14 protein-coding genes are annotated in these 18,012 nt (G+C 69.5%); 3 read left to right on the top strand and 11 right to left on the bottom strand.

The features are described from left to right. Window positions 1-70: 70 nt before the first annotated feature. From ABEA07_RS02135 to ABEA07_RS02085, 11 genes are all read right to left on the bottom strand, one after another. Entirely contained in the window at window positions 71-472 is a 402-nt protein-coding gene (locus ABEA07_RS02135; RefSeq protein ID WP_345535570.1) for an FHA domain-containing protein, read from the bottom strand. Between the two features lie 124 nt (window positions 473-596). Beyond that, entirely contained in the window at window positions 597-1,397 is an 801-nt protein-coding gene (locus ABEA07_RS02130) for an ABC transporter permease (protein ID WP_345535569.1), read from the bottom strand. Then, window positions 1,394-2,035: an ABC transporter ATP-binding protein gene (locus ABEA07_RS02125; RefSeq protein WP_345535567.1), complete on the bottom strand. Its 642-nt coding sequence runs from the start codon at window positions 2,033-2,035 to the stop codon at window positions 1,394-1,396. The genes ABEA07_RS02130 and ABEA07_RS02125 overlap by 4 nt, the downstream gene beginning before the upstream one ends. After that, window positions 2,028-2,870, bottom strand: coding sequence for a ChbG/HpnK family deacetylase (locus ABEA07_RS02120; protein ID WP_345535566.1), 843 nt, complete (start codon window positions 2,868-2,870; stop codon window positions 2,028-2,030). Before ABEA07_RS02120 ends, ABEA07_RS02125 begins: the two co-directional genes overlap by 8 nt. After that, on the bottom strand, window positions 2,867-4,429 hold the full coding sequence (locus ABEA07_RS02115) for a phospholipid carrier-dependent glycosyltransferase (protein ID WP_345535564.1): 1,563 nt from the start codon (window positions 4,427-4,429) through the stop codon (window positions 2,867-2,869). The genes ABEA07_RS02120 and ABEA07_RS02115 overlap by 4 nt, the downstream gene beginning before the upstream one ends. Then, window positions 4,426-5,433, bottom strand: a complete 1,008-nt coding sequence (locus ABEA07_RS02110) for a glycosyltransferase family 2 protein (protein WP_345535563.1) — start codon at window positions 5,431-5,433, stop codon at window positions 4,426-4,428. The genes ABEA07_RS02115 and ABEA07_RS02110 overlap by 4 nt, the downstream gene beginning before the upstream one ends. 258 nt (window positions 5,434-5,691) lie before the next feature. Continuing rightward, window positions 5,692-8,670, bottom strand: coding sequence for a molybdopterin-dependent oxidoreductase (locus ABEA07_RS02105; RefSeq protein ID WP_345535562.1), 2,979 nt, complete (start codon window positions 8,668-8,670; stop codon window positions 5,692-5,694). Further along, window positions 8,667-10,463, bottom strand: a complete 1,797-nt coding sequence (locus ABEA07_RS02100) for an NADH-ubiquinone oxidoreductase-F iron-sulfur binding region domain-containing protein (RefSeq protein WP_345535561.1) — start codon at window positions 10,461-10,463, stop codon at window positions 8,667-8,669. Before ABEA07_RS02100 ends, ABEA07_RS02105 begins: the two co-directional genes overlap by 4 nt. Window positions 10,464-10,587: 124 nt before the next feature. Continuing rightward, window positions 10,588-11,526: a LysR substrate-binding domain-containing protein gene (locus tag ABEA07_RS02095; protein ID WP_345535559.1), complete on the bottom strand. Its 939-nt coding sequence runs from the start codon at window positions 11,524-11,526 to the stop codon at window positions 10,588-10,590. Beyond that, a complete protein-coding gene (apbC, locus tag ABEA07_RS02090; RefSeq protein WP_345535558.1) occupies window positions 11,526-12,617 on the bottom strand; it encodes an iron-sulfur cluster carrier protein ApbC in 1,092 nt (363 codons plus the stop codon). Before apbC ends, ABEA07_RS02095 begins: the two co-directional genes overlap by 1 nt. Window positions 12,618-13,066: 449 nt before the next feature. After that, window positions 13,067-13,774 (bottom strand): YceH family protein, encoded by a 708-nt coding sequence (locus tag ABEA07_RS02085; protein WP_345535557.1) that lies wholly within the window; start codon window positions 13,772-13,774, stop codon window positions 13,067-13,069. A gap of 114 nt (window positions 13,775-13,888) precedes the next feature. Between ABEA07_RS02085 and metG the strand changes: the two genes are divergently transcribed. The 3 genes from metG to ABEA07_RS02070 all read left to right on the top strand — a co-directional run bounded on the left by metG (window position 13,889) and on the right by ABEA07_RS02070 (window position 17,959). Beyond that, a complete protein-coding gene (gene metG, locus ABEA07_RS02080; protein WP_345535556.1) occupies window positions 13,889-15,976 on the top strand; it encodes a methionine--tRNA ligase in 2,088 nt (695 codons plus the stop codon). Window positions 15,977-15,996: 20 nt separating this feature from the next. After that, window positions 15,997-16,191 carry a hypothetical protein gene (locus ABEA07_RS02075; protein WP_345535554.1) on the top strand — a complete coding sequence of 65 codons (195 nt, stop codon included), beginning with the start codon at window positions 15,997-15,999 and terminating at the stop codon, window positions 16,189-16,191. An 88-nt stretch (window positions 16,192-16,279) separates the two neighbouring features. Continuing rightward, window positions 16,280-17,959 (top strand): SulP family inorganic anion transporter, encoded by a 1,680-nt coding sequence (locus tag ABEA07_RS02070; RefSeq protein ID WP_345535552.1) that lies wholly within the window; start codon window positions 16,280-16,282, stop codon window positions 17,957-17,959. The last annotated feature ends 53 nt before the right edge of the window (window positions 17,960-18,012 follow it).

The following is an 18,012-nucleotide window of genomic DNA, read 5'->3' as shown; positions in this document are numbered from 1 at the left end:
ACGATAGCCGATGCCGCGGATGGACACGCCGGCGTGGCTTTCGGCGCACCGGCGGGTTGGTCGACCGCCCTCAGGTCAGCAGGAACCCGGCTCGGGCAGGCGCACGCCGCACCGTGGCGGCATGGGACAGTTCGCCCGGCAGGGTCAGCAGGCGCAGGGCATCGGTGTCCGGCAGCATGTCGGCGCTGTAGAGAAAGCGCAGCTGGCAATCGCCCAGGGTGATCGCATCGCCGTTGCACAGCGCACGGCTGTCGGCCACCCGCTCGCCATTGACGTAACTGCCGTTGCGGCTGCCCAGGTCGCTCAGCAGGTAGCGGTCGCCCGACCACTGGATCCGCGCGTGCCGCCGGCTCACCTGGCTGCTGTCGATGCACACGCGGTTGTCCGCGGCGCGGCCGATGGTGGTCATGGGACCTGCGATGTTGATCTGCCGCACGCTGCTGTTGCGGGCCAGAACGATGAGTCGGGGCATTCCTGCTTCCTGTGATTCTTGGAACTGTCAGGCAGCTTAGGGGCGACCTTCCCCGCCGAAAGCCGGGAACAAATGGCACAAGCAGGTTCTTTTCACTGCGTCGTCGGGTTGCGTGCAAAAGTTCTCAACGGCCGTCCTCGAGCCGGTCCGTGCGCAGCCGTTGCCGCCCGTCGGTGACGGCGCGCGACGCGAGATGCACGGCACCCATGGCGGCGAAGCCGCCTGCACCGGCCAGCAGGAAGAGCAGCAGGATCTGGTACTTCACCGCCTGCACCGGGTCCATGCCGGCCAGCAGTTGCCCGGTCATGGTGCCTGGCAGGGTGATCACGCCGGCGGCCGTCATCTGGTTCACGATCGGGATCATGCCGCGCCGGATCGAGCCGCGGACCAGTTCGGCCAGCGCCTGCCGGATGCTCGCACCCAGCGCCAGTTGTGCCTCGATGGCTGTGCGTTGCGCGCGCACGCCGCCGAAGAAATTGTCGAGGCCGAGACTGGCGGAATTCAGCACGCTGCCAAGCACGATCCCCATCAGCGGAATGGCGTAGCGCGGGTCATACCAGGGCTGCGGCCGAATCGCCGTCAGCAGCGCCAGCACCACGGTGGCCATGCTCGACAGGCCGACCACCGCAGCGCCGATGCGCAAGTTGCCGGCGCCACGCAGGCGCGGCGCCGAGCGCACCGCGACCTCACGGGCCGCGGCCGCGATCATCAGCGCGACGGCCACCAGCGTGAAGGCTGGCGACGACGCCACGAACACGAAGCGCAGGACCAGCCCGACCAGCAGCAACTGAACCGTCATGCGCGCAGCCGCCCACAACAGTTGCCTATGGATGCGCAGGCCCAGCAGCAACGATGCAAGCGCGTTGGCTAGCACCAGCAGTGCGGCGATGGCCACATCCGCGGCCTGCAGCGTCACGGCATTCATCGCGGATACAGCCGGCCGCTGACCATCTCGAACACGCGCGCGCCCATGCGTCGCGCCTGCTCCTGCGCATGCGTGACGATCAAGAGCGACAGGCCCTGCGCGAGCCGTTCGCGCAACAGCGTCTCGACCGACGCCACCGAGGCTTCGTCCAGGGCGGCGGTTGGCTCATCCAGCAGCAACACCCGAGGTCCAATCGCGAGCGAACGCACCAGGGCGAGCCGCAGGCGCTCGCCGGTGGAGAGGCGGTCCACCTCGGCGTCCAGCAGAGCGGGCACGAGGCCCAGGCGCTGCATCGATGCCTGCACCAGCACGGCATCGCCGCCCTGGAAGTGATCGCCGGCCCGCGGCGCCCACCAGGCCGGCTCGGCCGGCTGATAGACCACGCGGCGGCGCCACGCCGGCGCGCTCCAGTGCTCGCGCGGCGTGCCGTCGAGCGAGACCTCGCCGGTGCCCGGGTCCAGGTCGGCGATCAGACGCAGCAGCACGCTCTTGCCGGAGCCCGAGCGGCCGACGATGCAGACGCATTCGCCCCGCCCCAACGCGAGTTCGAAAGGCCCGCCGAAAGACGAACGCAGCGCGCGGACCTGCAGGCGGGGCGATGGCAGTCCCGGGGTCTCGGCGCCAGCCGCGTCAGGCATCGCTCGCGGCCAACAACGGCTGGCGGGACAAGGGGCGCAGCACGATGTCGCCGCCCTGCGCTTCGATCGGAAACGACAGCCCGCCCAGCGCGCGGTATTCGTGCAATCGGGCGATGCCATGGGGCACCCCCGGCGCCAGGTCGCATGCAGGGTGGCACAACAGGACGTCGCCGCTGCGGCAGGCGCTGATCCACTGCGCCAGGTGCTGCCGGTAGCTCCGCGCATCGCTGTCGAAGCCGTAGACGCCGAGCAGCGCGCGGCTGATCCGGATGCCTCGCGCCGCGGCCAGCGACACCAACCGGCAACCGCCCAGGGCAAAGATCAGGTCGGCCTTGGTTGGCAACAAGGCGCGCGGCGCCGCGGGCGCCGTGCTGCGCAGCCAGGGCGCCGCAACGCCGTAGCGAAACGCGATCTCCTCCACCAGCACGTCCCTCACCACCGGCAACTGGTGCACATGCCGATGCCCATCGACAAATGCGGGCGGGCGGCCGAGCGCGTCCTCGAAGCGCGCAAGCTGCTCGCGGATATCGGCCCGTACCGTCCCCGGGCGGAGCAGGCCGAGGTAGCTGGCGGCCACCAGGCTGCTCAGCGGCGGCTCGCGCGGCGAATCCGAGGGCGGGCGGCCCAGTTCGAGGTGGAGTCCGAGGTCTGCCACGGCCGGATCGACGCGGCGCAAGGCGACCGCCCCCGCCGTCCAGGCACCGCGCAGCACCATGCACGAGGCCGCGCAGATCCGTCCACCGGCGATGAGCTCCAGCACGGCCGCGTTGATGCCGGCACTCATGCCGAAGTCGTCCGCGCAGATGCAGAGAAACCGATCGCGGCCGGCCGTCATGGGGCCACGGCTTCGAAGCGCTGGAGGCAGTCCCGATCGCTCGCCGCGCCGCCCGCGAAACGCCAGACGGCACTGTCTCCGTCGACCGCCACCCGTCGGGCCTGGGCCAGCCAGGGCAGCACCGTGGGCGCGACCGCCGCGCCGACGAGCCAGGTCGCGTGCGGGACGCACAGCGCATCCCGGACATGCGTCAGGTCGATCAGCAGCGCCTTGCTGCGCGCCGGGTCGAAGCGCCCTGCCTCGAACAGTTCCTTGCGCCAATCGTCATGCCGTAGCACCGCCTCGGGCGACCAGTCGGCCAGCACGAGCACGGGCCGCGCCAGGCGCCAGTAGAAAGGCAATTCGTAGTCGTAGGCGCCGAGCATGATGACCTGGTCCGACGCCCCCACGGCCTCGCCGGGCGGCAGGCGAAGCCGATGACCCACAGGACCGGGCTGCATCGCCAGCCAGGCGAGCCCGGCGATGCAGGCGCCCGCGGCCAAGGCCGACGTCCAGCGCAGCGCGCGGCGCCAGCGGCCACCATGCTGCGCAACAACCATCGCGGCCTTCGCGATCAGGTACGCCAGCGGCGGCAGCGCAGGCAGGACATAGCCGATGAGCTTGGAGCGCGGCAGCGAAAAGAACACCAGGATGGCGACCCCCCAGATCCCCATCAGCCAGTCCAGTTCGGAAGGCGGCACGCGCGCTTCGCTCGCCGGCCGGCGCACGGTGGCCAGCCACCCGATCCATGGCAGCGTGAAAAGACCCACGACGGGCAGGTAGAACCAGAAAGGATGTTCGCCGTTGAAGCCCGTGCTCGCGAAGCGCCGGAAGTGCTGCGTCACGACGAAGTAGTCGAGAAACCCGGGATGCCGCCACGCCACCGCGGCGAACCAGGGCACCACGATCGACACCAGCAGGGCCCAGCCGGGCGGCCAGGCCATCAGCCACGCCAGCCGCAGTCGCCGGATCGCCACGCACCAGGCCAGGAAAATCAATGCAGGAAGCACCAGGCCGATCAACCCCTTGGCCAGGACGCCGAGGCCGGCGAAGACGAAGGCCCCCGCCAGGCTCGCCCGCCAGTGCCCCCCTTTCGCCTTTGCCAGTGCCGCATCGGCCGCGAGCAGGAGCGTCGCGGTGATGCAACCCGCGACCAGCATGTCGAGATTGGCGAACTGGGCCGCGATGAAGAAGAAGGGCATGGTGGCCAGCACCACGGCCGCCAGAGCCGCGACGGCGGCGTCGGCCCACCGCCGCAGGAAGAGGTAGAGCCCGCCCGCCGCGACCGTGGCGCCAATGACCGAGGGCAGCCTTGCCGGCCATTCCGCGCAGCCCATCGTCCACATCGCGGCTGCGCTGATCCAGTAGAAGAGCGGCGGCTTGTGGAAGAAGGGCAGCCCATCAAGGCGAGGCACCAGCCAGTCGCCCGAGCGCAGCATCTCGAAGGCCACGCCGACATAACGCCCTTCGTCCGGTGACATCAGGGGCCGGATCCAGGCGGTCACCGAGAGCCAGGCGAAGAGGCAGGCCACGACGAGCACGGCCTCTGCCGGCCTCGCCCCTGCGCGCACTGTCTTCATGGCTGCTGAATGTCCAGGCCGCGGCCCAGCACCTTCCTCACGACATAGAGGGGCCGGCCCTTCACTTCCTCGAAGATGCGCGCCACGTACTCCCCGACGATCCCGGTGGAGATCATCTGGATGCCGATGAAGAACATGAGGCTCACCACGATGGTGGTCCAGCCCGACACCGGATTGCCGATCACCAGGTGTTCGAGCACCAGGTAGACCCCGTAGGCGAAGGCCGGCACCGCCAGCAGCAATCCCACCACGCTGACCATGCGCAGCGGCCAGTTGGTGAAGGAGGTCAGCCCGTCGATCGCGAAGTTGACCAGGCGCAGGGCGCCGAAGCTGCTCCTGCCCCTCGCCCTCGGACAGGGCGTGTAAGGAAGCGCGACCGCCCTGAAGCCGACCCAGGCATAAAGGCCTTTCATGAAGCGCGTGCGCTCCGGCAGGCTCAACAGGGCATCGACGACGCGGCGGTCCATGAGCCGGAAGTCGCCGGCGTCCTCGGGCAGTTCGAAGCGCTGCGAGGCATTCACGATCTTGTAGAAGAGGTGCGTGCCCAGGCGCTTGAAGGTCATTTCGTCGTCGCGTGTCTGGCGCACGGTGTAGACCACCTCGGCGCCTTCCTGCCAGCGGGCCAGCATGTCCGCGATCAGCGCGGGCGAGTGCTGCAGGTCGCCGTCGAGCAGGACCACTGCATCGCCGCACGCCGCCTGCAGCCCGGCCGTGAGCGCTGCCTCCTTGCCGAAGTTGCGCGACAGGCTGATGCAGCGGAAGCCCGTGAGCTGGCACCAGGCTTCGGCCACGGTCGCCGTGTCGTCGGTGCTGCCATCGTCGACCACGATGATCTCCCAGTCGAGATGCGTGGCCCACAGGGTCTCTTCCAGGCTCGACAGCAGTGCGTTGAGGTTGTCGCCTTCGTTGAAGCAGGGAATGACGCAGGAGATCGTGCGACGAGCCGGCGTGTGCGTGCCTGCGAGCTCCACGGCGGCACGCGGTGCGTTGAAGAGACGGTTCATCGGAGCACCTTCGCCTGCGGCTACGGTATTCGCCTTCGGAACGGCCGTACGGCCCATGGTGGCGCCCCTTTCTCCCCTCATGCGCGCCCTCGGCCGTCACCGCCACACACGGCAGACAGGGCGTGGAGTCGCAGAATTGCCAGCATGGCCGCGACTCTAGGAGGCACTTGTGAAGCCAAGCTGAACGCTGGATTCAGCTTTGCATCGCGCCGCGCGCGCTTCGGAAGAGCGCGTCAGGAGCCCGTCAGGCGCCGGGGCTCAAGCCGCCGCCGTCGGGACCGCACCGGTACCGTAACCCGCCGCCGCCACGGGCGTGCCGCCGCGCAGCACCTGCACCGCGCAGTACTTGAACTCGGGAATCTTGCCGAACGGGTCCAGCGCCGCGTTGGTCATCAGGTTGGCCGCGGCCTCGTAGTAGGCGAAGGGCACGAAGACCGCGCCGGCCGGCGTGCCATCGTCGCGCCGCACGTGGATGGCCACCTCGCCGCGGCGCGAGCGCAACGTGACCACGTCGCCGGCCTGCAGGCCGAGCGCGTCGAGGTCGCCCTGGTTCATCGAGGCGGTGGCCATGGGTTCGAGCGCATCGAGCACGGTCGCGCGGCGCGTCATGCTGCCGGTGTGCCAGTGCTCGAGCTGCCGGCCGGTGATCAGCACGAAGGGGTACTGCGCGTCGGGCCGCTCGTCGGCCGGGATGATGTCGGCCGGCACCAGCTTCACGCGGCCGTCCGCGGTCGGGAAGTCGTCGACGAACACGATGGGCTGGCCCGGGTCGTCTTCGCTCAGGCAAGGGTAGGTCACGCTGGACTCGCGCTGCAGCCGCTCCCAGCTGATCCCGCTGATGGCGGCGTGCATGGCCTGGCGCATCTCTTCGTAGACCGCGGCAACGCCAGACTCATCGCCCTGGTAGTTCCAGTCGAGGCCCTCCGCGCCGCCGGGCCGCCCCAAGGCGCGGACGGCCCCCTCGGGGGGCAGCGACGACACGAAGTGCGGAGCGTGGGGGCCCATCCGCCGTGCGATCTGCTGGATGATCCAGAGGTCCGGTTTCGCCTCGCCCGGCGGGTTCAGGGCACGCAGGCCCAGCTGCACCATGCGGTCCGTGTTGCTCACCGTGCCGGTCTTCTCGGGCCAGGCGCTGGCGGGGAGCACCACGTCGGCCAGCCACGCGGTCTCGGTCATGAAGATGTCCTGCACCACCAGGTGCTCCAGGCTGGCGAGGGCGTGGCGCGCGTGGTTGAGATCCGGGTCGCTCATGGCCGGGTTCTCGCCCATGATGTACATGCCGCGGATCTTGTGCGGATCGCTGTCCGGCGCGAGCGCCTTGTGCATGATCTCGACCACCGTGTAGCCGGGGGTCGCATCGAGCGGCACGCCCCAGAAGTTCTCGAACCAGGCATGCGCGGCGGCGTCGTCCACGCGCTGGTAGTTCGGGAACATCATCGGTATCAGCCCCGCGTCGCTGGCGCCCTGCACGTTGTTCTGGCCGCGCAGCGGGTGCAGGCCGGAGCCCGGCTTGCCGATCTGGCCGGTGACGGTCACCAAGGCGATCAGGCAGCGGGCGTTGTCGGTGCCGTGCACGTGCTGACTCACGCCCATGCCCCACAGCACCATGGCGCCCTTGGCGGTGGCGAAGGCACGCGCCACTTCCCGCAGCGTCTCGGCCGGGATGCCGCAGATCGGCGCCATGGCCTCGGGGCTGTAGCCCTTGACGTTCTCGCGCAGGGCCTCGAAGTTGCTCGCGCGCTCGCGCACGAAGGCTTCGTCGACCAGGCCCTCCTCGATGACGGTGTGGATCAGCGCGTTGAGCATGGCCACGTCGGTGTCGGCCTTGAACTGCAGGGTTCGCCAGGCGTGCTTGCCGATGTCGGTGACGCGCGGGTCGGCCAGCACGATCTTCGCGCCGCGCTTGGCCGCGTTCTTCATCCAGGTGGCGGCGACCGGGTGGTTGGCGGTGGGGTTGGAGCCGATCACGAAGATCAGGTCCGCATGCTCCACGTCGTTGACCTGGTTGCTCACTGCGCCGGAGCCCACGCCTTCGAGCAGGGCCGCGACGCTGGAGGCGTGGCACAGGCGCGTGCAGTGGTCGACGTTGTTGCTGCCGAAGCCGGTGCGCACCAGTTTCTGGAACAGGTAAGCCTCCTCGTTGCTGCCCTTGGCGGAGCCGAAGCCGGCCAGGGCCTTGCTGCCGTGCGTGTCGCGCAGGTCCTTGAGCTTGCCGGCGGCCAGCGCGAGCGCCTCTTCCCAGGTGGCCTCGCGGAAGGCGCCGCCCCAGTCGCCGGGGCGCGGCGCGTCGCCGAAGTCCTTGGGCACGCCGGGCTTGCGGATCAGCGGCACGGTCAGGCGCTGCGGGTGGTGCGCATAGTCGAAGCCGAAGCGGCCCTTGACACACAGGCGCCCGTGGTTGGCCGGGCCGTCGCGGCCGTCGACGCTGACGATCTTTTCGTCCTTCACGTTGTAGGTGATCAGGCAGCCCACGCCGCAGAAGGGGCAGACCGAATCGACCTGGCGGTCCACCTGCTGCGAGCCGATCCGGGTCTTGGGCATGAGCGCGCCGGTCGGGCAGGCCTGCACGCATTCGCCGCAGGCCACGCAGGTGCTGTCGCCCATGGGATCGTCAAGGTCGAAGACGATCCTGGAATCGGCGCCGCGCATCGCATAGCCGATGACGTCGTTGACCTGCTCCTCGCGGCAGGCGCGCACGCAGCGGTTGCACTGGATGCAGGCGTCGAGGTTGACGGCCATGGCGGGATGCGAGACATCGGCGGCTGGCTGCGTCCGACGCAAGGTCTGCAAGGCGGGGCGGACTTCCACCGCGAGGCGCGTGGCCCATTCGCTGAGTTCGCCGTGCTGGCCGACCGGGGCCGGGGCGCTTTCGGCGTCAGCGTGGGCGGCGTCATTCCACTTGTAGCCCGTCTCCGGCATGTCGGACAGCAGCATCTCCACCACCATCCGCTGGCTCTTGAGCGCGCGCTCGCTGGTGGCGCGGACCTCCATGCCCGCGGTCACGCTGCGGCAGCAGCTCGGCGCCAGGGTGCGCTCGCCCTGGATCTCGACCACGCAGGAACGGCAATTGCCGTCGGGCCGCAGCCCGTCCATGTAGCAAAGGCGCGGGATCTGGACGCCGTGGCGCTCGGCCGCCTTCAGGATGCTCTCGCCTTCGAAGGCCTGGACCGCGCGTCCGTCGAGCGTGAACTCGACCGTCTGCGGCATCAGCTCATTGAGCTTGGCGGGCGCGTTCATTGGATCTCCTCGGGGAAGTACTTCTGGATGCAGCGGATCGGGTTGGGCGCGGCCTGGCCGAGGCCGCAGATCGAGGCGTCGCCCATCACCTGCGCCAGGTCTTCCAGCGTGGCCTGGTCCCACACCGGCGCCTCCATCAGCGCCGCCGCCTTGGCCGTGCCCACGCGGCAGGGCGTGCACTGGCCGCAGCTCTCGTGCTCGAAGAAGCGCATGACGTTGCGGGCCGCATCGCGCGCGCGGTCGTGCTGGCTCAGCACCATCACGGCGGCCGAGCCGATGAAGCAGCCGTGCGGCTGCAGGGTGTCGAAATCGAGTGGGATGTCGTCCATCCGCGCCGGCAGGATGCCGCCGGAGGCGCCGCCGGGCAGGTAGGCGTAGAGCGCATGGCCGTCCAGCATGCCGCCGCAATATTCGTCGATGAGTTCCCGCACCGTGATGCCGGCCGGCGCCAGCTTGACGCCCGGCTCTTTCACCCGCCCGCTCACGCTGAAGCTGCGCAGGCCCTTGCGGCCATGCCGGCCGAAGCCGCTGAACCACTGCGGGCCGCGCTGGACGATGTCGCGCACCCAGTAGAGCGTCTCGAAGTTGTGCTCCAGGGTGGGTCGGCCGAACAGGCCCACCTGGGCGATGTAGGGCGGGCGCATGCGCGGCTCGCCGCGCTTGCCCTCGATGCTCTCGATCATCGCGGACTCCTCGCCGCAGATGTAGGCGCCGGCACCGCGCCGCAGCTCGATGCGCGGCAGCTCACAGGGCGGGTCGGCCTTCAGCTTCGCGAGCTCGGCCTCGAGCAGCGCGCGGCAGTCGTGGTACTCGTCGCGCAAGTAGATGTAGCAGGCCTCGGTGCCCACGATCCGGGCGGCGATCAGCAGGCCTTCGAGGAAGCGGTGCGGGTCGCGCTCGAGGTAGGTGCGGTCCTTGAAGGTGCCGGGCTCACCCTCGTCGATGTTCACCGCCATCAGGCGCGGTGCCGGCTGCTCGCGCACGATGCGCCACTTGCGTCCGGCCGGGAAGCCCGCGCCGCCGAGGCCGCGCAGCCCGGAGTCCTCCATCGCGCGAATCAGGCTGTCGGCGTCGCGTTCGCCGCTGGCCACGGCGGCCGCGAGCGCATAGCCGCCGCGGGCGCGGTAGGTGGCGTAGTCGGTGTACGGGGGCAGGATCTCGATGGCCCCGGGCGGCGGGGAGACGCTGCGCTCGGCCACGGCGGCGGGATCGAACTCGGCCAGGGCCCGTACCGGCAGCTCGGCTTCCAGCGCCTGCATCACCTTGTCCGGATCGGCCAGCGGCACGGCGCGCTGGTGCACCGCGACCGCCGGCGCCTGCTCGCAGCGGCCGATGCAGGGGGCGGCGATGACGCGCACGTCGTCGCGGCCGGCCACGCCCAGCAGGGCCGGAAGACGGGCCAGGAGGTCCTGTGCGCCGGCCAGCTCGCAGGCCAGGCCATCGCACACGCGCACCGTGAGGCCGGGCGTCTGGGCGTCGCCGCGCAGGATCTCGAAGTGGTGATAGAAGGTCGCCACCTCGTAGACCTCGGCCATCGGGATGTTGGTCAGCGTGGCCAGCGCGACCAGGTGGCGCTCGTGCAGGCCGCGGTACGCGTCGTTGAGCCGGTGCAGATGCTCGATCAGCAGATCGCGCGGCCAGCCGCCGTCGGGGCGCGGGCCGAGCAGTGCGGCCACTTCCTGCAAGGCCGGCGCCTCGGGCTGGCGGCCCTTGAGCTTGCTCTTGCGGCGGATGCGCTCGCGCAGCTGGTCGGGGGTGGCGAGCGGGATCGCCGCGATGTTCGGTGAATTCATTGCCTGGGCCGCCGGGGCGGACTGGGTGTTCGTGCCCGACTGTGGCGCGCCCGGCCGTTTTCGGCAAATTGAATCCGGACATGGGGCAATTCAAAAAGGAAATGAGCCCCCCCAGGGCCGCCGGTCAGGGTCGCAGCGCCCCGCTGTGCGCCGCGACCTCCTGTTGCCACTCGGGACTTTGTATGAGCGCCAGCGCCGCCTCCAGGGCGCGCGAAGGCCGCACCGCGGCCTGCGTCATGAAGCCGATCGGCGTGCGCACTTCGGGCCCCACCAGCGGCAGCGCCTCCAGCTGGCCATGGCTGCGAATGGCATCGACCATGGCGCCGGGCAGCACGGCGCAGACGCTGCCGGCGCCCACGCTGAGGGCCAGGGTCAGCACCGAGTTGGTCTCGATCGCGGGCGTCACCGTCACGCCCGCTTCCGCGAAGGCCTGGTCGATGATGAAGCGGTTGTGCATCTCCGGCGTCAGCAGGCACAGCGGCAGCCCTCCGGCCTCGGCCCAGCCGATCGGCTCGCCGATCTGCAGCGCCCGGGCATGCGACGCGCGGCGCACCAGGAAGTAGTGCTCGATGCTCTGAGGCCAGGCGCTGAGCTTGACGCCGCGCACGTTCATGCGCTCGGTATAGCCCAGGGCGACGTCGAGCGACAGGCTCTCCAGGCCGGTCTCGAGCTCGAGCGAGCTCATCGACAGCACGCTCGGCGAGATGCCCGGATGCCGCGCCTGCAGCCGCCCGGCGAAGCGCGTGAGGATCGGAATCGCGGTGGGCACGGCCGCCATGCGCAAATGGCCGCGCGGGTGCTCCGCCTCGCTCCTGAGCAATTGCTGCAGCACCTCGCCCTCGTGCAGCATGCGGTGGGCCGCGGACAGCACGATCTCGCCCTCGTGCGTGAGCCCGGCGTAGGCGCGGCCGCGCTTGACGATCACCACGCCGAACTCTTCTTCCAGCGCGCGCAGCGCATTGGACAGGGCCGGCTGCGTGATGTGGCAGGCCTGGGCGGCGCGGCCGAAATGGCGATGCTCGCTCAACGCGACGAGGTAGCGCATCGAGGCGAGCAGGTTCATCAGGTGTTCTTGCTGACGGTGATGGTGGGGAACTTGGAGGAAAAGTCCTTGGCCTTCTCGGCGATGCCCACGGCCACGCGCCGGGCCACCGCCTTGTAGATGCCGGCGACCTCGCCGTCCGGGTCGGCGACCACCGTGGGCTTGCCGCTGTCGGCCTGCAGCCGGATGTTGATGTCCAGCGGCAGCGCGCCGAGGTACTCCATGTTGTATTGCGCCGCCATCTTCTTGCCGCCCTCGGCCCCGAAGATGTGCTCCACGTGGCCGCAGTTCGAGCACACGTGCACCGCCATGTTCTCGACGATGCCGAGGATGGGCACGCCCACCTTCTCGAACATCTTGATGCCCTTGCGGGCGTCGAGCAGCGCGATGTCCTGCGGCGTGGTCACGATCACCGCGCCGGTCATCGGCACGCGCTGCGACAGCGTGAGCTGGATGTCGCCGGTGCCGGGGGGCATGTCGACGATGAGGTAGTCGAGGTCTTTCCAGTTGGTCTGGCGCAGCAACTGCTCCAGCGCCTGCGTGGCCATGGGGCCGCGCCAGATCATGGCCTCGTCCTGGTCGACCAGGAAGCCGATGGACATCACCTGCACGCCGTGGTTCTCCAGCGGCTCCATGGTCTTGCCGTCTTCGCTCTCGGGGCGGCGCGAGATGCCCAGCATCATCGGCTGGCTGGGGCCGTAGATGTCGGCGTCCAGCAGACCGACCCGGGCGCCCTCGGCAGCCAGCGCGAGCGCGAGGTTGGCGGCGGTGGTGCTCTTGCCCACGCCGCCCTTGCCGGAGGCCACGGCGATGATGTTGCGCACGTTCGGCATCAGTTGGACGCCGCGCTGCACGGCATGGCTGATGACCCTGGTGGTGATGTTGGCCGAGACGTTTTCGACACCCGGAACGCTCCTGGCGGCCGTCACCAGCGCCTTGCGCAGGGCCGGGACCTGGCTCTTGGCGGGGTAGCCGAGTTCGATGTCGAAGGACACCTCGCCCTCGTGGATCTGAAGGTTCTTCAGCGCCTTGGTGCTGACGAAGTCCTTGCCCGTGTTCGGGTCGAGGACGGTCTTGAGCGCTTCGGTGAGCGCCTGGTTTGTTGCGGTCATGGCGGGTAGTCTAGTGCGGCGCCGCGGCCCGGTCCGGCCGGCAGGGGATGCCCCCATGCCGACATCAACGCCCGCGCCCACTGCCCAGGCGCTGGTCGAAGAACCAGGGGGCCGCAGCTTGGTTGCCACGAGACGGCCGGCATCCGGATGCCGCGGGTTCACGAGTCCCTTGAATTCCTCGGGGAGGATCACCGAGCCCCCCCCGCAGCAGCGCCGAATTGCGGCCGGCCAGCATCGCTCGCCTGCATCCACCGAGACCTCGCCCTCCGGGATCGCATTCCATCCGACCGGCAGGGCATCCGCCGGCCAGGTCGAGATGCACGACCGTCTGCAGGCAGGCCAGCGCCACCGAAAAGGCGGCATAGTCCTTCGCGCCGGCGCTGACGCGCGAGGTGGTGGAAGAGGCCCTGGCGTCCGACGCCGCAGTGCGCGACGAGGCCTGAGGCGCTTCAGGCGGCGTCGCCGGCGCTGCTGCTGTCGCTGACGTCGCCGATGCCCAGCTCCGTGCAGATGCGCGCCGTCAGCGCCTTGAGGGCGGCCACCTCCGATTCGAGCCGGGCCACGTTGAGCTTCAGCGCCGCCACTTCGCCCAGCGACGCCTCGGAGGGCGCCGCAGCGGCGGACGTGGCGCCGGCCTCGTAGACCTGCTCCGCCGGCGGGCCGGCCAGCAGATGCATCCAGCGGCTCTCGCGCGCGCCGGGCAGGCGCGCGAGCTTCACGACCAGCGCACCGGCCGGCCGCTCGGCCAGCTCGTCGAGGAAGGCCTCGACCGAGGAGATGTCGGCGAAGTTGTGCATGCGCTCGCTGGCGATGCGCAGTTCACCCGCGGTCTGCGGGCCGCGCAGCATGAGCACGGTCAGCAGGATGGTCGACTGCGAAGGCACGCGCAGCACCCGCTCGATGTTGTGCTCGTAGCGCGCGACGCGGCTGCCGCTCGATTCCATGACCAGGCTGTAGCCTTTGAGACTGTCGAGCGCCACCTGCACCTCGGTGTCGGTCAGCTCCATGAGGGGATTGCGGCTGGTCTTCTGGTTGCAGCCCGACACCAGCGCATTGAGGCTGAGCGGGTAACTGTCGGGCACGGTGCGCTGCTTCTCGGCCAGCACGCCGAGCACGCGGGTTTCGATGGCGGACAGGGTGGGCACGGTGGAGGTCATGGCGGGCAGCTCGCGGGGGAGCGTCGAAGTGTAAGCGCCGGACGGCCCCTAAAATGCCCCTCCCGCCGCCGCCACGAGCGGCGGTTCCTGCAGTTCCCAGAAAGCGCCTCCTCGATGTCCCAGCGCAAGCTCTTCGTCACCACCGCCCTGCCGTACGCCAACGGCAAGTTCCACATCGGCCACATCATGGAATACATCCAGGCCGACATCTGGGTGCGGTTCCAGCGGATGCAGGACGCCGAGGTGAACTTCGTCTGCGCCGACGACGCGCACGGCGCGGCCATCACCATCGCGGCCGACAAGGCCGGCGTGACGCCGCAGCAGTTCGTGGCCGACATCGCCGCAGGCCGCAAGCCCTACCTGGACGGCTTTCACATCGCCTTCGACAACTGGCACTCCACGGATGCACCGGAGAACCACGAACTGGCACGCCAGATCTACCTCGACCTGAAGAAGGCAGGCCTGATCGAGACACGCCCGGTCGAGCAGTTCTACGACCCCGAAAAGGGCATGTTCCTGGCCGACCGCTTCATCAAGGGCGAATGTCCCAACTGCCATGCCAAGGACCAGTACGGCGACAACTGCGAGGTGTGCGGCGCCGTGTATGCGCCCACCGAGCTGATCGCCCCCTATTCGGCCCTGTCGGGCGCCAAACCCGAGCTGCGCAGTTCCGACCACTTCTTCTTCAAGCTGTCCGACCCGCGCTGCGAGGCCTACCTGAAGGAATGGACCACCACCCCCGGCCACGTGCAGCCGGAGGTGCAGAACAAGATCCGCGAGTGGCTGGTCAAGAAGGAAGACGGCACCGGCGGCCTGGGCGACTGGGACATCAGCCGCGACGCCCCCTACTTCGGCATCGAAATTCCCGACGCGCCGGGCAAGTACTTCTACGTCTGGCTCGACGCGCCGGTCGGCTACCTCGCGTCGCTGAAGAACCTGCTCGACAAGAGCTGTGTCGAGGCCGCCGGCGCCGGCATTTCCTACACCGAGTACATGGCCCAGCCCGACCTGGAGCAGGTGCACTTCATCGGCAAGGACATCATCACCTTCCACACCCTGTTCTGGCCGGCGATGCTGCACTTCTCCGGCCGCAAGGCGCCCGACGCCATCTACGTGCACGGCCACCTCACGGTCAACAACGAGAAGATGAGCAAGAGCCGCGGCACCGGCATCGACCCGCTGCGCTTCCTGGACCTCGGCCTGAATCCGGAGCACCTGCGCTATTACCTGGCCGCCAAGCTCAACGGTCGCAACGAGGACATCGACTTCAACCCCGAGGACTTCATCGCCCGCGTCAACAGCGACCTGGTGGGCAAGTACATCAACATCGCCAGCCGCGCGGCGGGCTTCATCAGCAAGCGCTTCGGCGGCAAGCTGGGCACGCCGAGCGCCGACGGCGCCGCGCTGCTGGCCGGCCTGCAGGCAGAAGCGCAGGGCATCGCGCAGCTCTACGACAGCCGCGATTTCGCACGCGCGCTGCGCGACGTGATGCAGCTGGCCGACAAAGTCAACGAGTACGTCGACCAGAACAAGCCCTGGGAGCTCGCCAAACAGCCTGACCGCCTCGAGCGGCTGCACGACGTGTGCACCACCTGCATCGAGGCCTTCCGCCTGCTCACGCTTTACCTCAAGCCGGTGCTGCCGGCGCTGGCGGCGCAGGTCGAGGGCTTCCTCGGCTGTGCGGCGCTGCAGTGGCACGAGGCGGCGCACCTGCTGGGCGCCGGCCATGCCATTGCCGACTACAAGCACCTCATGCAGCGCGTGGACCCCAAGCTGCTCGACCAGCTCTTCGAACCCCCGCCCCAGGCCGCCGAAGAGCCCACCAGCGCGGCGCCCGCCCCGGGCGGCGAGCCGGTGGCCGCGACCATCGGCATCGAGGACTTCGCCAAGATCGACCTGCGCATCGCCAAGATCGTGGCCTGCGAAAAGGTCGAGGGTTCGACCAAGCTGCTGCGCCTCACGCTGGATGCGGGCGAGGGCAGGACGCGCAACGTCTTCTCCGGCATCGCGAGCGCCTACCAGCCCGAGCAGCTGATCGGCAAGCTCACCGTGATGGTGGCCAACCTGGCCCCGCGCAAGATGAAGTTCGGCGTCTCCGAGGGCATGGTGCTGGCCGCCAGCCACGCGGACGAGAAGGCCCAGCCCGGCATTCACGTGCTGGAGCCCTGGCCTGGCGCGACGCCGGGGATGCGGGTACGCTGACGCCCTCACGAGAAGGTCCCATGAAGCACATCGCCCTGCCCTTCCTCGCCGCCCTCCTGCTGTCCGGCTGCGCCGTCGTCACGGTGGCCAGCACGGCGGTGAGCGTCACCGCCGGCGCGGTGGGCCTGGCCGCCGACGCCGCCATCGGCACCGCGCGCATCACCGGCAAGGCGGTGGGGGCGGCGGCCGACGCGGTGCTGCCCGGCGACGAATAGCGTCCGGTCAGGCCTGGGACACGCCCGGGTCGTACACAAGCAACTTGCCGCTGCTCCCGGCCAGAAAAGGCGCGTTCACAATGGGGGCATGAGCTCGCCCCTGCCGATCGCCCGTTTCCGTCCCCGCCTCATCGACGCGCTGGCGGGCTACGACAGGGGCCGCTTCCTCAAGGACCTCGGCGCCGGCGTCACGGTGGGCATCGTGGCGCTGCCGCTCGCAATGGCCTTTGCCATCGCTTCCGGCCTCAAGCCGGAAGCCGGCATCTGGACCGCGATCATCGCGGGCTTCCTGATCTCGGCCCTGGGCGGCTCGGCAGTGCAGATCGGCGGGCCGGCGGGCGCCTTCATCGTGATCGTCTACGGCATCGTCGAGCGCTACGGCGTGGCCAACCTCTTGATCGCCACGGCCTGTGCCGGAGTGCTCCTGTTCCTGATGGGGCTGTTCAGGCTCGGCACGCTGGTGCGTTACGTGCCGGTGTCGATCGTGATCGGCTTCACCAATGGCATCGCGGTGTTGATCCTGATCTCGCAGATCAAGGACTGGCTCGGCCTCGCGATTCCCAAGATGCCGGCCGACATGTTCTCCCAGCTGCACACGCTGGTCACCAGCCTGGACAGCTTCAACCCCTACGCCTTCGGCCTCGGACTGGCCTGCCTGGTGGGGCTGTTCGTCTGGCCCACGCTGCTGCACGACAAGACCCGCTTCGGCTATGCAGTGCGGCTGGTGCTGGGCCGCGTGACCGAACTGCGCGCGGTGCGCGCCGGCTCGCGCGTGCCGGGGCCGATCGTCGCGCTGGTCACGCTCACCCTGGTGTCCTGGGGCTTCGGCCTGCCGGTCGAGACCATCGGGACCCGCTTCGGCGGCATCCCCGATGGCCTGCCGACGTTCGCGCTGCCGGACTTTTCGTGGGAGACAGTCAAGCAACTGGTGACGCCCACCTTGACCATCGCGTTGCTGGGTGCGATCGAGTCCCTGCTCTGCGCCCGGGTGGCCGACCAGGTCAGCGGCCAGCCGCGGCACGATCCGAACCAGGAGCTGATGGCGCAAGGCGTGGCCAACATGGTGACGCCCTTCTTCGGCGGCATGCCGGCCACCGGGACCATCGCGCGCACCGTGACCAACGTGCGCGCGGGGGCGACCTCGCCCGTCGCCGGCATCGTCCACGCGCTCACGCTGATGGTGGTCGTGCTGGCGGCGGCACCCTTTGCGCAGCATGTGCCGCTGGCGGTTCTGGCCGGCATCCTGGTGTTCGTGGGCTGGAACATGGGCGAGTGGCGCGAGTTTTCGCCCTACATGCTGCGCCGCTTCAGCCGGCACTACCGGCTGCTGTTGCTGGGCACCTTCTTCCTGACGGTGGTGTTCGACCTGACGGTCGCCGTGCAGGCCGGCATCGTGCTCGCCTGCGCCCTCTTCGTGCGCCGCATGAGCCAGCTTTTCAGCGTCGAGATGGTGTCGCTGGAGCCGCCGCAGCTCACCTTCCGGCTTTACGGCACCCTCTTCTTCGGCGCCGCCGCCAAGCTGGACCCGGCCATCCACGCGATCGAGCGGGCGCCGCGCGGCATGGTGGTGGTGCTGGACGCCATGCACCTGATCTCGCTCGACGCCACCGGCCTGGACGCGCTGCGCCAGGTGCACAAGGCCGTGCTCGCGCGCGGCGGGCAGTTGCGCATCGAGTCGCTGCAGCCGCAGCCGATGGAGGCGATCGTGCGCTCGGGATTCGCCGACGAGATTGCGTCGGGGCGCGAGCAGGGCGCGCACGGCGAGTGATTCGCCCGCCACAGTCTTCGATACGGTTGCAGCCCGAGCCGAAAAGACAAAAC

Origin of the sequence: Variovorax defluvii (genome assembly GCF_039541515.1) — a bacterium.
GTDB classification, from domain to species: Bacteria; Pseudomonadota; Gammaproteobacteria; order Burkholderiales; family Burkholderiaceae_C; genus Variovorax; species Variovorax defluvii.
Note: the sequence above shows the minus strand (reverse complement) of the source record. Positions and strands in the feature narration are given on the sequence as shown.

Bases quoted from the DNA above. Each gene is read 5' to 3' on its own strand.
- ABEA07_RS02135 (WP_345535570.1), bottom strand. From the start codon at position 472: ATGCCCCGACTCATCGTTCTGGCCCGCAACAGCAGCGTGCGGCAGATC.
- ABEA07_RS02130 (WP_345535569.1), bottom strand. From the start codon at position 1,397: ATGAATGCCGTGACGCTGCAGGCCGCGGATGTGGCCATCGCCGCACTG.
- ABEA07_RS02125 (WP_345535567.1), bottom strand. From the start codon at position 2,035: ATGCCTGACGCGGCTGGCGCCGAGACCCCGGGACTGCCATCGCCCCGC.
- ABEA07_RS02120 (WP_345535566.1), bottom strand. From the start codon at position 2,870: ATGACGGCCGGCCGCGATCGGTTTCTCTGCATCTGCGCGGACGACTTC.
- ABEA07_RS02115 (WP_345535564.1), bottom strand. From the start codon at position 4,429: ATGAAGACAGTGCGCGCAGGGGCGAGGCCGGCAGAGGCCGTGCTCGTC.
- ABEA07_RS02110 (WP_345535563.1), bottom strand. From the start codon at position 5,433: ATGAACCGTCTCTTCAACGCACCGCGTGCCGCCGTGGAGCTCGCAGGC.
- ABEA07_RS02105 (WP_345535562.1), bottom strand. From the start codon at position 8,670: ATGAACGCGCCCGCCAAGCTCAATGAGCTGATGCCGCAGACGGTCGAG.
- ABEA07_RS02100 (WP_345535561.1), bottom strand. From the start codon at position 10,463: ATGAATTCACCGAACATCGCGGCGATCCCGCTCGCCACCCCCGACCAG.
- ABEA07_RS02095 (WP_345535559.1), bottom strand. From the start codon at position 11,526: ATGAACCTGCTCGCCTCGATGCGCTACCTCGTCGCGTTGAGCGAGCAT.
- apbC (WP_345535558.1), bottom strand. From the start codon at position 12,617: ATGACCGCAACAAACCAGGCGCTCACCGAAGCGCTCAAGACCGTCCTC.
- ABEA07_RS02085 (WP_345535557.1), bottom strand. From the start codon at position 13,774: ATGACCTCCACCGTGCCCACCCTGTCCGCCATCGAAACCCGCGTGCTC.
- metG (WP_345535556.1), top strand. From the start codon at position 13,889: ATGTCCCAGCGCAAGCTCTTCGTCACCACCGCCCTGCCGTACGCCAAC.
- ABEA07_RS02075 (WP_345535554.1), top strand. From the start codon at position 15,997: ATGAAGCACATCGCCCTGCCCTTCCTCGCCGCCCTCCTGCTGTCCGGC.
- ABEA07_RS02070 (WP_345535552.1), top strand. From the start codon at position 16,280: ATGAGCTCGCCCCTGCCGATCGCCCGTTTCCGTCCCCGCCTCATCGAC.